The organism is Phaeobacter cretensis, from assembly GCF_047372505.1.
GTDB lineage: Bacteria > Pseudomonadota > Alphaproteobacteria > Rhodobacterales > Rhodobacteraceae > Phaeobacter > Phaeobacter cretensis.
In genome coordinates this window covers 2,159,337-2,172,736 of the sequence record NZ_JBKBEU010000001.1, presented here as the reverse complement: position 1 = coordinate 2,172,736, position 13,400 = coordinate 2,159,337, and the positions used below count along the sequence as shown (strand labels likewise).

The 13,400-nt window shown below is 57.0% G+C and carries 11 protein-coding genes; 7 read left to right on the top strand and 4 right to left on the bottom strand.

Going from position 1 to position 13,400, the window contains the following annotated elements:
• Positions 1–34: 34 nt before the first annotated feature.
• The 3 genes from ACEWZM_RS10390 to ACEWZM_RS10380 form a co-directional block, all read right to left on the bottom strand.
• Complete coding sequence (locus tag ACEWZM_RS10390) at positions 35–820, bottom strand: carnitinyl-CoA dehydratase (protein WP_414006357.1); 786 nt, start codon at positions 818–820, stop codon at positions 35–37.
• Positions 813–2,873 carry an acetate--CoA ligase family protein gene (locus ACEWZM_RS10385; protein ID WP_414006356.1) on the bottom strand — a complete coding sequence of 687 codons (2,061 nt, stop codon included), beginning with the start codon at positions 2,871–2,873 and terminating at the stop codon, positions 813–815. The genes ACEWZM_RS10390 and ACEWZM_RS10385 overlap by 8 nt, the downstream gene beginning before the upstream one ends.
• Positions 2,874–2,965: 92 nt before the next feature.
• Positions 2,966–4,129 carry an acyl-CoA dehydrogenase family protein gene (locus ACEWZM_RS10380; RefSeq protein WP_414006355.1) on the bottom strand — a complete coding sequence of 388 codons (1,164 nt, stop codon included), beginning with the start codon at positions 4,127–4,129 and terminating at the stop codon, positions 2,966–2,968.
• Positions 4,130–4,218: 89 nt separating this feature from the next.
• Between ACEWZM_RS10380 and ACEWZM_RS10375 the strand changes: the two genes are divergently transcribed.
• The 7 genes from ACEWZM_RS10375 to msrA all read left to right on the top strand — a co-directional run bounded on the left by ACEWZM_RS10375 (position 4,219) and on the right by msrA (position 11,228).
• On the top strand, positions 4,219–5,163 hold the full coding sequence (locus ACEWZM_RS10375; RefSeq protein ID WP_414006354.1) for a GlxA family transcriptional regulator: 945 nt from the start codon (positions 4,219–4,221) through the stop codon (positions 5,161–5,163).
• Between the two features lie 110 nt (positions 5,164–5,273).
• Entirely contained in the window at positions 5,274–7,094 is a 1,821-nt protein-coding gene (gene ade / locus ACEWZM_RS10370) for an adenine deaminase (protein ID WP_414006353.1), read from the top strand.
• Positions 7,095–7,143: 49 nt separating this feature from the next.
• Positions 7,144–8,625 (top strand): AMP nucleosidase, encoded by a 1,482-nt coding sequence (locus ACEWZM_RS10365; protein ID WP_414006352.1) that lies wholly within the window; start codon positions 7,144–7,146, stop codon positions 8,623–8,625.
• Between the two features lie 141 nt (positions 8,626–8,766).
• On the top strand, positions 8,767–9,054 hold the full coding sequence (locus tag ACEWZM_RS10360) for an HU family DNA-binding protein (RefSeq protein ID WP_014876311.1): 288 nt from the start codon (positions 8,767–8,769) through the stop codon (positions 9,052–9,054).
• Between the two features lie 199 nt (positions 9,055–9,253).
• The gene (locus ACEWZM_RS10355) at positions 9,254–10,132 is read left to right on the top strand and encodes a DMT family transporter (protein WP_414006351.1); all 879 of its coding nucleotides are present in this window, start codon (positions 9,254–9,256) and stop codon (positions 10,130–10,132) included.
• Positions 10,133–10,260: 128 nt separating this feature from the next.
• Complete coding sequence (msrB, locus tag ACEWZM_RS10350) at positions 10,261–10,710, top strand: peptide-methionine (R)-S-oxide reductase MsrB (RefSeq protein WP_414006350.1); 450 nt, start codon at positions 10,261–10,263, stop codon at positions 10,708–10,710.
• Positions 10,707–11,228 carry a peptide-methionine (S)-S-oxide reductase MsrA gene (gene msrA, locus ACEWZM_RS10345; RefSeq protein WP_414006349.1) on the top strand — a complete coding sequence of 174 codons (522 nt, stop codon included), beginning with the start codon at positions 10,707–10,709 and terminating at the stop codon, positions 11,226–11,228. Before msrB ends, msrA begins: the two co-directional genes overlap by 4 nt.
• An 89-nt stretch (positions 11,229–11,317) precedes the next feature.
• Here msrA and ACEWZM_RS10340 read toward each other — a convergent pair whose 3' ends face one another.
• The gene (locus ACEWZM_RS10340) at positions 11,318–13,324 is read right to left on the bottom strand and encodes a hydantoinase/oxoprolinase N-terminal domain-containing protein (RefSeq protein ID WP_414006348.1); all 2,007 of its coding nucleotides are present in this window, start codon (positions 13,322–13,324) and stop codon (positions 11,318–11,320) included.
• Positions 13,325–13,400: the final 76 nt, after the last annotated feature.

Sequence of the window (13,400 nt, the reverse complement as noted above, 5' to 3'; positions counted from 1 at the left end):
ACCTGATTTCAGGCCTCAGCGGTAGAAAGTGCTCTCAACAGCCCTTCCACACCGGATCTCGTTTTTCTGCAAAGGCGCGCGCACCTTCCATCTGGTCGTCACTGTCATAAAGCACATCAACGCTACGCAGCTGGCGTCTGGTGATGCGGTTCATCGCGTCCTGGAATTTGGCGTCCTCGGCATCGCGCACAATCTCCTTGATCGCGGCATAAACCAATGGCGGGCCAGAAGCGAGCAGACGCGCCAGTTCCCACGCGCGGTCCATCAATTGATCAGCAGCGACAATTTCATTGACCAACCCCCAGCGATGGGCCTCATCGACGTCAAACCAGCGCCCGGTGAGCAACAACTCCATAGCGATGTGATAGGGAATGCGCTTGGGCAGTTTAATCGAAGCAGCATCCGCCACCGTACCGGATCTGATCTCCGGCAGGGCAAAGCTGGCATGTTCAGCCGCCAGGATCATATCCGCCGACAAGGCCAGCTCCAGTCCGCCACCACAGGCAATCCCGTTCACCGCTGCGATCACTGGTTTGTTCAACTCGCGCAGTTCCTGCAGGCCACCAAACCCGCCAACACCATAATCGCCATCCACGGCATCGCCATCTGCTGCAGCTTTCAGGTCCCAACCGGGGCAAAAGAACTTGTCACCTCCGCCGGTTATGATGACGACACGCAACTCAGGATCATCGCGAAAGTCGCGAAACACCTCTCCCATCGCAACACTGGTTTTCAGATCAATAGCATTGGCCTTCGGACGGTCCAGCGTGACTTCTAAAATCGCGCCATCGCGGCGGGTCCGAATGGGGGCATCAGTCATCAATTTTATCCTTCTCTCGCAGCAGCGCATCCACAGCAATGGCGTCGGTGGGGGTGCAGATCAACGGGTTGATTTCAAGTTCTTCAAGCGTATCCAAATGGGCAAGCACATAGTGTTCCACTGCACGTATAGCACGCAGAATGGCGGATCGATCCGCTGGGGCCGCACCGCGATAGCCTGTCAGCAATCGGTTTATACGCAGCTGATCCAGTGCCTGCGCCAGCATCGTATCACTGACCGGAAGCAGCAACGAAACACTGTCTTGCAACATCTCCGTCAGGACACCACCGGCCCCCAACGTCAGAACAAACCCGTGGGCAGGATCACGGGTCACGCCGATCAACAGCTCTGCGACAGTATCGCTGATCATCTCCTCCAACAGCAACTGATCACTGGGCATGTTATGCGCGGCCTCCACAACATCGACCTGAGATCCAAGGCCCAACCGCACCGCCCCTGCTTCGCTTTTGTGCGCCAACCCTTCAGCCTTCAGCACCAGTGGGAAGCCAACCTCAGACGTGGCCTTTGCCAAGGTCGTGGCCAGCTCAGTACGATTCAGGCGGCAACTGCGGGGGATACGCAGCCCTGATTCTGCCAGGCGCTGTTTGGCGATTCCTTCCGGAATGAGTGTTGCACCGGTATCTGCTGCACAAATCGTCGACAGAGCCAACGGCAGATCGGATGGCGGCGCGATCCGGCTGGCGGCTGCAGCGGCACTCATCGCCTCTCGCAAACCACAAAGCGGAACAACTCCGGCGTCGAGCAGCCGATGCGCAATCTCTTCAGGCATCAGCTCTGGCAGTGTCGCGACCATGGCCAAGGGCACACCGGTCTGTTCTCGCGTAGCGATAGCGGCCTCAATTGCGCATTCCCAATCTGCAGCGGAACAGCGATCACCTCGCGGGAAATCGACGATCAGCATCAGCATATCAAGATCCGGATGCGCCATCGCGCTAAACGCTTGTGTCATGGCGGGCACATCCCGCCAGATATAGGTGTGATAATCCAACGGATTCGCCAAGGCGACCATTGGGCCAAGAGCGGCACGAAGCCCCTGCAGTTGATCGCTGGACAATGACGGAAACACCATCCCCTGAGCCTGACCCAGATCGGCGGCTAAGCTTGCCTCCCCACCTGAACAGCTGATGGTCGCGATCCGGCACTGTTCACGCGGGCCAAGCACATGCAGGATTTTGAGCGTCTCAAGGAACACGGGCAGATCATCCACCCGCGCCATACCGCAACGACGCAGAAGCGCATCCGCGCCCGCATCCCGACCCGCTAGTGATGCCGTATGTGATAGGGTTGCTGCCTGCGCCTGATCGGAGCGGCCAACCTTTAGCGCCACAATGGGTTTGCCGCGCGCCGCTGCCTGGCGCGCCAACTCTTCAAATGCGCGCAGATCGCTGACCCCTTCGATATGAAGACCAATCGCGGTGACACGAGGATCGTCCAGTAGGCTTTGTGCAATCCTGGCCATATCGCTTTGCGCCTGATTGCCCACGGTTACCATGTATGCAATCGGCAAACCGCGTGCCTGCATGGTCAGGTTAATGGCGATGTTGGAACTCTGGGTAAGGATGGCCACACCGCGGTCCACATGCTGCCCGCCATGCTGATCCGGCCAGAGCAGCGCGCCGTCAAGGTAGTTGATGAACCCATAACAATTGGGCCCCAAGATCGGCATGTCGTCGGCAGCCCGCAACAGATCTTGTTGCAGGTCAGCCGCATCCGCGGCCTCATTCTGAGCCTCCAGGAAGCCAGACGCAAAACAGACCGCTCCGCCGGCGCCACGCTTGGACAGGGCCGCGACCACCTCAACCGTGGCGTATCTGTTTACACCGATGAAGCTTGCGTCCGGTGGTGTCGGCAGATCATCAACACTGGCAAAAACCGCCAAGCCACAGATATCCGATGCCCTTGGGTGAACCGGCCAGATCTGTCCGGAAAATTCGATTTTTTTCAGCTGTTCGATCACCTGACGGCACCAGGCACCACCACCTATCACGGCAATAGAGTCAGGTCGAAACAGGCTGCTAAAATCACGGTTCATGATGAATGTTCCCGGTCAATCTGAGGTGCGGATATCTTCGGCATCTGGCAAAGGAGCCTTTGGGACAGACGGCAACCAACGTTGCCTTCTGATCAACCGCCCTGCGCGCGCAACATTTCGCGGCTGATGATGTGGCGCTGAATTTCACTCGTGCCTTCCCAGATCCGTTCGACACGTGCGTCGCGCCAGATACGTTCTAGCGGCAATTCATCCATCAGCCCCATGCCGCCGTGGATCTGGATAGCCTCATCCGCAACCATCGCCAGCATCTCGGTCGCCTTGAGCTTTGCCATCGACATATCGGACTCGGTCACGCTGCCCTGGTCGAACTTCCATGCAGCCTCCCAGGTTAGCAGGTTGGCGGCCTTCAGTTCGGTAGCCATATCCGCCAGTTTGAAGGAAACCCCTTGAAACTTGCCAATCTGCTGTCCGAACTGGCGACGCTCAGCGGCGTAGGACACCGCATGTTCCAATGCGCGCTCTGCTCGCCCTAAACAGGTTGCAGCGACCTGTAGCCGTGTGGCTCCAAGCCAAGTGTTAGCAACATCAAACCCCTTGTCTACCTCACCCAGCACAGCCGATTTGGGCAAGCGGCAGTCGTCGAACTCTAGTACTGCGTTGGTATAGCCACGATGGCTCACATTGCGATAACCGTCGCGGATGGTGAGACCGGGCGTACCCTTGTCGACAAAGAAGGCAGTGATCTTCTTTTTCGGACCTCGCGGAGTATCTTCTTCGCCGGTGGCCATAAAAACGATAGCGAAGTCGGCAATATCGGCGTGGCTGATAAAGTGTTTGGTGCCATTCAGGATAAAATCATCCCCATCCTGACGCGCGGTGGCCGTCATCCCGCGTAAATCCGATCCGGCACCCGGTTCGGTCATCGCAAGACAGTCCCATTTTTCGCCTCGGATACAGGGGTAGAGGTATTTCTCTTTCTGCTCTTCCGTGCCGGCCAACAGGATGTTGGATGGCCGCGCTATGCAGGTCCAGTGAAGCGCGTAATTGGCACGGCCCAGCTCTTTTTCGTAGAGCAGCCATGTCAGTGTATCGAGACCGGCACCGCCGACTTCTTCGGGCATATTGGCAGCATAAAGTCCGGCCTCTATCGCCTTAGCCTGAATGTCGCGTACAACATCCATCGGCAGATGGCCACTGCGCTCAACCTCCAGCTCATGAGGGTACAGCTCCTTGGTGACAAAAGCGCGGGTGGTTTCAACAATCATCGACTGTTCATCGGACAAACCAAATTGCATTGATCGCTCCCCCTCGGTGGCATCAGCGTTGACTTTGGCCTTAGCCTAGGGCGGGATACGAGCATGATCATGCAAGATCGGACAGTATCATGCCAAATTGGAAGAAATCTCACGCTGCGACGCAGCAGATCGATATCCTGCTGTTCGATCAGTTCTCCGGCCATTGCCTTGCTAACACCGTGGAGCCACTGCGGGCGGCAAATACATTTGTGGGGCGCCCACTTTATTCTTGGCGCTTTGTTACAGTGCATGGTGGCACTGCGGTGTCCTCTGCGGAAATGGAGGTCACTGCCCGGATGCCGCTGCGTAAGTCCGAAGGTGACATGTTGATTGCCATGCCCAGCTACGGCTATTTGCGCCACGCCACAGAGGTCACATCACGAGGGCTACGAGCGGCGCAGCGGCGGTATGGCGTGCTGGCGGGGTTTGATACAGGAGCCTGGCTGCTGGCCGAGGCCGGGCTGCTTGATGGCTACCGTGCCACCATCCACAGTACAGAACTTGAGGCGTTTACCGACACATTTCCAAAAGTTCAGGCCGAGAACCATCGGTTTCTATGGGATCGTGACAGGTGGACTTGCTCTGGCGCGATGGCAGCCTTTGACGGCATTCTTGATATGATTGCGCAGCAGCACGGCCAAGCATTGCGCTTGGATGTTGCAACCCTGTTTCTAAGCGCTGAACAGGCTGAGAGCAGAGCATCGAAACCTGTACGAAGCGCATCTGTGGCACGCGCCATCGCAGTAATGGAGGCAAATCTGGAAACGCCCCTCCCCCTTGTTGAGGTTGCACGGCATTCCGGGCGCAGCCTGCGGGATCTGGCGCGGCGCACACAACGAGAATTGGGCACCACGCCCCAATCATTGTATCAACATCTACGGCTAAAACGGGCAAAATCACTGGCATTAGAGACAGAGTTTAGTGTCGCTGAGATTGCTCTTCGCTGTGGCTATGAAGATCCCAGCGCCATGACTCGCGCCTTTCGCAATGTTCTTGGCACAACGCCAAGCGCTCTGCGGAACACCCGGCGATAGCGGCAGCAGGTATTGGTTGCACCGTCTTCTTGATTTGCAAAAAGCAGCTATTGTTTGCGCTAGCTCTCAAGGGGCCTTGCGCTCACCTAGGTAATCGGAACAATTGGGCCATGACAGATATCGCATTTCCAAGCTGGCCCGACGTTGCCCCTCAATTGATCGAAGTTGCTGCAGGACGCAAACCTGCGGATACAGTGATCCGCAAAGGCATATGGGTCAATGTTCACACTCGCGAACAGCTGCCCGATCATGACATCGCCATCGTAGCCGGACGCATCGCCTATGTTGGACGGGACGCCAGCTATTGCACTGGACCAGATACCGAAGTGATCGACGCAAATGGCCGGTATATGATCCCCGGTCTGTGTGATGCGCATATGCACATCGAAAGCGGTATGCTGACGCCTGCGGAATTTGCCCGTGCAGTGATCCCGCATGGCACCACATCGATGTTCACAGACCCGCATGAAGTTGCAAATGTGCTGGGGCTGAACGGCGTGCGGCTTATGCATGACGAAGCTTTGCTGCAGCCGGTTAATATCTTTACCCAGATGCCGTCCTGTGCACCCTCAGCCCCCGGGTTAGAGACTACGGGCTATGAAATTTCGCCCGAGCATGTCGCCGAGGCAATGAGCTGGCCAGGAATTATCGGGCTGGGTGAGATGATGAATTTCCCCGGCGTGGCAGCAGGTGATCCTAAAATGCTGGCCGAAATTGCCGCGACACAGCGCGCAGGAAAAACAGTTGGTGGGCATTATGCCTCACCGGATCTGGGACCGGATTTTGCGGCCTATGTTGCTGGCGGCCCAGCCGATGATCATGAAGGCATATGTGAAGCTGACGCGATTGCACGGATGCGGCAGGGCATGCGCGCAATGGTTCGGCTGGGGTCGGCCTGGTATGATGTTGAGGCACAGATTACGGCCATCACCGAAAAAGGGCTGGATCCGCGCAATTTCATTCTTTGCACAGACGATTGCCACTCCGGCACTCTGGTCAATGACGGTCATATGAACCGGGTGGTTCGGCACGCGATTGATTGTGGATGCGATCCACTTATCGCCCTGCAAATGGCCACGATCAATACCGCCACCCATTTCGGGCTGGAACGCGACATTGGTTCAATCACCCCCGGCCGACGCGCTGATGTAATCCTGACCTCTGACCTAAAGACGTTGCCAATCGAGGTAGTGATGGCCCGTGGCAAGATCGTTGCCACCAATGGCGAGATCACGGTGGATTGCCCGCATCTGGACTGGCCCGAGAGTGCCCGTGGCACCATCCATCTGGGGCATCAGCTCAATGCAACCGATTTCGAGATTACCGCTCCCGAGGGTGCCAATAGCGTTACGGCCAATGTAATCGGTGTGGTGGAAAATCAGGCCCCAACCAGGGCTTTGCAAACAGAACTTCCGGTGCACGATGGGCTGGTCGAGGCGACCATGGCCGAGGCCGACGATACCTGCCAGATAGCCTTGGTAGAGCGTCACCGCGGGACGGGCGGCGTGACCAATGCCTTTGTCTCTGGGTTTGGATATACCGGTGCGATGGCGATGGCCTCCACCGTAGCCCATGACAGCCATCATATGATCGTGGTTGGTACCGATCGCGAACAAATGGCGATGGCGACCAATCGTCTGGCAGAGGTCGGCGGCGGAATCACAATCTACCGTGATGGTAAGGAGCTGGCGCTGATCGAACTGCCAATCGCCGGCCTGATGTCTGACAGCCCTGCATCCGAGGTTGCCGCCAAAGCGCAGAAGATGGTTGAGGCCATGGAGAGCTGCGGCTGTTCGCTCAACAATGCCTATATGCAGCATTCGCTGCTGGCGCTAGTGGTCATCCCCGAACTGAGGATTTCCGATCTGGGGTTGGTCGATGTGCGCAGTTTCGAAAAGATCCCCGTTATCGCCAGCGCACGGCCGTCGTAATCATATCAACGACAGAACGCCCCCAGTTTTTCAATGATCGAGCATCGTTATGACAACAGTTAAGACCCCACAACTTCCTGCAGCGGAAGATTTCACAGATGCCGCAGCGGCCGTCGAGCGACTGGAGCTACTGTTCAGTAAGGCGACGCAGTTTCTCTGCGCGGAGTTCGCTCGAACAATCGCGGACGGCCCGGCTGAAAGCAGCAGCGGCAGCGCTCATCGTATTCGCGCGTTCTATCCTGAAATCCGGTTTACCACCTCATCCTTTGCACAGGTGGACAGCAGACTTAGCTATGGACATGTTTCCGCCCCAGGTACCTATGCGACCACAGTAACGCGTCCCGACCTGTTTCGGCATTATCTGACCCAGCAGATCGGCCTGTTGATCCGACACCACGGCCAGCCTGTGACCATTGCGGTTTCGGACACGCCTATGCCGGTGCATTTCGCGGTTGCGGCAGATCCCAGCCTGACGGTGCCGCAGGAGGGTGCGGCAGGGTTCACCCTGCGCGATATCTTCGACGTGCCGGACCTCGCGACCACTAACGATGACATCGTTAACGGCACCTACCATTCGGCAGACAACACCGGACCATTGGCCCTGTTTACCGCGCAGCGCGTCGATTACTCGCTGGCTCGTCTTGCCCATTACACTGCCACCAACCCGAGCCACTTCCAGAACCACGTGCTGTTTACCAACTATCAGTTCTACGTGGCCGAGTTCGAAGCCTATGCCCGCGCTCAGCTCGCAGACCCTAAGTCCGGCTACAGCAGCTTTGTCAGCACCGGTGATCATGAAATTACGGATGCAAATGCTGAGATCCCTGCGATCCCTAAACTGCCGCAGATGCCGACTTATCACCTGAAGCGTGAAGACGGCAGTGGCATCACGCTGGTCAATATTGGTGTGGGCCCGTCCAACGCCAAGACTGCAACGGACCATATCGCTGTTTTGCGGCCACATGCATGGCTGATGGTTGGTCATTGTGCCGGCCTACGCAACACACAGACATTGGGTGATTTCGTTCTGGGTCATGGTTACCTGCGCGAAGATCACGTGTTGGACGACGACCTGCCGATCTGGACGCCTATTCCCGCGCTTGCAGAAATTCAGGTCGCACTGGAGAATGCGGTAGCGGAAGTCACCAAGTTGGAAGGCTACGATCTGAAACGGATCATGCGCACCGGGACTGTCGCCACAATCGACAACCGAAATTGGGAGCTGCGCGACCAATCGGGACCCGTGCAACGCCTGTCACAGTCACGCGCCATCGCACTGGATATGGAAAGCGCCACTATCGCTGCAAATGGCTATCGCTTCCGGGTTCCTTACGGAACATTGCTTTGTGTATCGGACAAACCACTGCACGGAGAATTAAAGCTACCGGGCATGGCATCGGAGTTTTATCACACCCAGGTTGCGCGACATTTGCAAATCGGAATAAGGGCTATGGAGCAATTGCGTGGCATGCCACTTGAGCGTTTACACAGCCGAAAACTGCGCTCCTTTGACGAAACTGCGTTTCTGTGAGGGCTATTTTTCCCTAAAAATCTCCAAAAACCCCTATTTTTAGGGGTTTCAGTGACACTACTCGTTGTGTTCGTACACTACATAACGCTAGAGTTACGCGATGAGGCCCCATAACTCGGGCAGTGACAAGGAGACCTAAGAATGTCCAAACCGATGACCAAGACCCAGCTTGTTGCCGCACTCGCTGAAGAAATGGACAGCGACAAGAAAGCTGCAGGCGCTGCACTGGATGCCGTTTGTGCGCTGATCACACGCGAAGTATCCGGCGGTGGCGCTGTGACTTTGCCTGGCGTTGGCAAGATCTACTGCCGTGAGCGTCCAGAGCGCGAAGTGCGCAACCCGGCCACTGGTGAGAAATTCACCAAAGAGGCCGACAAGGTGGTCAAGATGACCATCGCCAAAGCGCTAAAAGACAGCGTGAACGGCTAAGGGTCAAGGCACGGTTACCCGTGTTTCGGGTCGCCTTTTCAGGCGGCCCTTTTTTGTGCCCGAATGGAATGGTTCCCATCAGGGCAACGCCAGTGAAGACCCGCTACGTTTCAGGTTTCCACAGAATGTTCGCGTTGCTAAACATGTCGCGACCGCACCTGATCGGATAGCGGCCACCGACCGACAGGGAGACAACCCCATGGATCTGCGTGCTTTGGCAATGGGGCTGGCCTTTGCCTTTATGTGGTCGTCTGCATTCACTTCTGCCAGAATTATTGTTGCTGACGCCTCACCGCTTTATTCGTTAGCGTTTCGATTTCTGATATCCGGACTGATCGGCGTAGCGGTAGCGCGCTATCTCGGTCAAAGTTGGCGACTGACACGCGGACAGCTTCGCGCAACAATAGTGTTCGGGATCTGTCAGAACGCACTTTATCTGGGCCTGAATTTTGTCGCGATGGAAACCATCGAAGCCTCGTTGGCAGCGATCATTGCCTCTACCATGCCCATGCTCGTTGCAATCGCGCTGTGGCTTGTCCATGGCGAACGGCTGCCCGCGCTTGGCGTCGGGGGATTGTTGGCCGGGGTCGTCGGTGTTGCCCTGATCATGGGCACCCGCATCAGCGAAGGGGTCGATCTCTTTGCTGTTATGCTCTGTGGGATTGCGGTGGTAGCATTGACACTGGCGACGCTGGCACTGCGTGGCGCAACCTCCGGCGGCAATTACATGATGGTGGTGGGGTTACAGATGCTGATCGGATCCGCTGTCCTCTTTGTTTTCGCACCTATGGTGGAGACCTTTCGCCTGACACCCAGCTGGCCACTGGCGCTAGCGTTTGTGTACACCACACTTGTACCTGGTCTAACCGCGACGCTTGTCTGGGTCCTGTTGCTAAACCGGATTGGCGCAGTCCGTGCCGCGACCTTCCACTTCCTGAACCCAGTGTTCGGGGTGGCTGTTGCAAGTGTTCTCTTGGGTGAGCAGCTGGGTTTTCTGGACATCGTTGGTGTCGGCATTGTCACCTTTGGCATATTGGCAGTTCAATTGGCCCGCCAAACGGCGCAACGCGGTTCATGATCATGCCCTTCCCAGACCTCTATCGAAGCCAATCCACCACACACGCAAACGCGAGCTACTGAAATACAGCTTTGCTTTTGCCACGAACGACCCCATTTACAGCAGCATAGTGAAGATCGGAGGACATAATGCGCAGCTATTCCAAAGAACCGGACGCCATTGCGGCCCTCTCGGAAGAAGAATTCTACGTAACCCAGGAATCGGGAACGGAACGCCCCGGCACGGGCAAACTACTGGGCAACAAAGAGCCCGGTATCTATGTCGATATAGTCTCGGGTGAACCTTTGTTTGCTTCTTCCGATAAATATGAATCCGGCTGTGGCTGGCCCAGCTTCACCAAGCCAATCGAAACCGCACATGTACAGGAGCTGGAGGACCGGACGCTGGGTATGATCCGCACCGAAGTTCGCTCGACCCATGGCGACAGCCATCTGGGTCATGTGTTCCCGGATGGCCCCGCAGATCGTGGCGGTCTGCGCTATTGTATCAATTCTGCCTCCCTGCGGTTCGTACATCTGGACGACATGCGCGCGGAAGGCTACGGCGATTACATCGATCAAGTGGAGGATATACGATGAGCAGCACGACAGAACGCGCCGTTCTGGCCGGAGGATGTTTCTGGGGGATGCAGGACCTGATCCGCAAGCGCCACGGGATCATCACGACCCGTGTCGGTTATTCCGGTGGCGATGTGCCCAACGCAACCTACAAGAACCACGGCACCCATGCCGAAGCCATCGAAGTCATCTTTGACACCAGCAAGACGAGCTATCGAGAATTGCTGGAGTTTTTCTTTCAAATCCATGATCCGACCACAGTAAATCAGCAGGGCAATGATCTCGGCATGAGCTATCGCTCGGCGATCTATTTTGTTGATGACAGCCAGAAAGCGACTGCTGAGGATACCATCGCTGATGTTGACGCCTCTGGCCTTTGGCCCGGCAAGGTGGCAACCGAAGTCGAGCCCGTTGGTGATTTCTGGGAAGCTGAGCCTGAGCATCAGGACTATCTGGAGCGGCAGCCCAATGGCTATACCTGCCATTTTGCGCGCCCTGATTGGGTTCTTCCGAAACGCACCGAAACCGCCGCTGAATAAGTCTTCCTGGCGGTTATCCACTAGACAAGTAGGGCCCTGCCAATTGGCGGGGCCTTATTCATCAGTGCCGCAGTCTCTAGTAGCAGCGATCATCCATAGGCAATACGGGGGCGCCCGCTGGCCTCCACGGTCAGGAACGCTTCAACAAAGACTTCTCGCGCTTCGATCTGCGCAATGCGTATGTCTCTGTCCACCTGAATTGAGATGTCCTGCGCTCCGGCAGCCTCAGCCGCTGCGCGGGCGTCAGCGCGTAACTCTGCTTCCAACCGGTTCAACGCTTCCTGAGAAGCCGCGAAATCCAACGGGCCATCCTCTAGATGGACACGGAAGCGTCCCTCCTCCGGGGCCGTCACAGTTCCACTCCGACGCATGGTGATACGGCCTACAACAGCGCCAATGGCATTGGCGACGCCGGCATGATCGGGCAGCACCATGCGGCAATGCAAACGCGTTCCGACGGCTGGATAATAGCTGGGTGCGGAAGCCCCAAGCCCCACGACGTCGACATTCAAACCAGTTTGAATGCTGACCATTCCCTGATGCCGGGATAGACCGCGTTGCATCAGAACATGGCGAGCCAGTTGATCAGGCGGTACACCAAAAGGGTTCTCTTCTGAGGCAAAAGCAGTCTCTAACAAGGTCAAAGACGTTTGCTCTGTCATCTGGTCGATGATCATTTGCGCGAGTGTTTCCGCATCTGGCGCAAGTCGATCACCGGACCCTACACGACGGCGAGCAAAGAGGGTCAGCGCCTTTTGCGCCGCATCTTTATCCCAACTGATCAGACGTCCGAGAACATGACTGGCATCTGACGGCGTAATACCGGCCACCTGAACCAATCCGCGATCCACCAAGCGCGTCAACGCGCCTTGTTCGATGCGTGTCTGCAATACCGAACCAATCGGATGCGCCTGGTCACCGATTCTACCCAGTAGGCGAGCTTCGCGATCACTTAGTCCAAGTGGCGTATGACCCGGGATCTTACGGACGAATTGCCCGTCATATTCGCCAATTGTCGCGGCCCGGAGCTGGCTGTCCAAAGCTGTATGGACAATCTCCGGCGCCATCTCGGCGATCAGCGAAATCGGCAATACGCGGCGGGGCCCCAAGTTAACGCCACCGGTTAGCCCAGAGGCGGCCAAATGCACTTGGCTGTCGCCACCCAGACCACTGGTCCGCATCGCCACCGCCTCAACCATGGTGCGAAAACCACCAACCTGTGCGCCCGCCGGATCGATCTTGGGTTTACCGTTTTTGATCAATGCCACGTCAGTAGTGGTGCCGCCAATATCACTGACCAGTGCGGTGTCGACACCGGTCAGCCAACGGGCCCCTACCAACGATGCCGCGGGACCGCTCAGGATGGTTTCAATCGGACGGGAGCGGGCTTGCTTTGCTGACATCAGCGCACCATCGCCACGCACCACCATCATCTGGGCCGTCACCCCCAACTCAGTCAGGCGGGTTTCAGCGCGACCAATCAGCCGATCAATCATTCCGATAAGCCGGGCATTCAGGACTGCCGTCAACGCCCGCTTGGGGCCATTCAACCGTGCAGACAACTGATGTGAACAGGTAACAGGCACCCCGGTCTCTTCGGCGATAATCCCCGCAACTTCCAATTCATGTGCAGGGTTTCGGGTGGCAAATTGGCCGGCAATAGCGAACCCGCTTACCGATAGACCTTCATCACGCAGAAATACACGCAGCGCATCAGTATCAAGGGGCGTTACCTCGCTGCCCGAATGGCTGTGGCCTCCTCCAAGCACCAGTACCGGATCACCCTTGAGCGCCTCGCGCAGACCATGGCGGTCCAGATCCGCCTCAGAAAAACCGATGTAGATCAAAGCTACGCGACCACCTTGCCCCTCGACCAACGCGTTGGTCGCAAGTGTGGTGGACAAGGCCGCCAAGGCGATATCCGACGGGGCAACCTGAGCCTCAGACAGTACAGCGGCGACCGCTTCGCCGACACCTATAGCCAGGTCTTGCCGTGTGGTCAGTGCCTTGGCTGTGGCCAACACATCGCGGTCGTCCCGGATCAGCACCGCATCCGTATAGGTACCGCCTGTATCCACCCCAAGCAAAAGCGCCATGCCCGTCCTCCCTTGCCGTCTGTCATGTCTAGATCATTGGTTTAGCGCAGGCCCACCGCTGATCCATCCTGTTTGC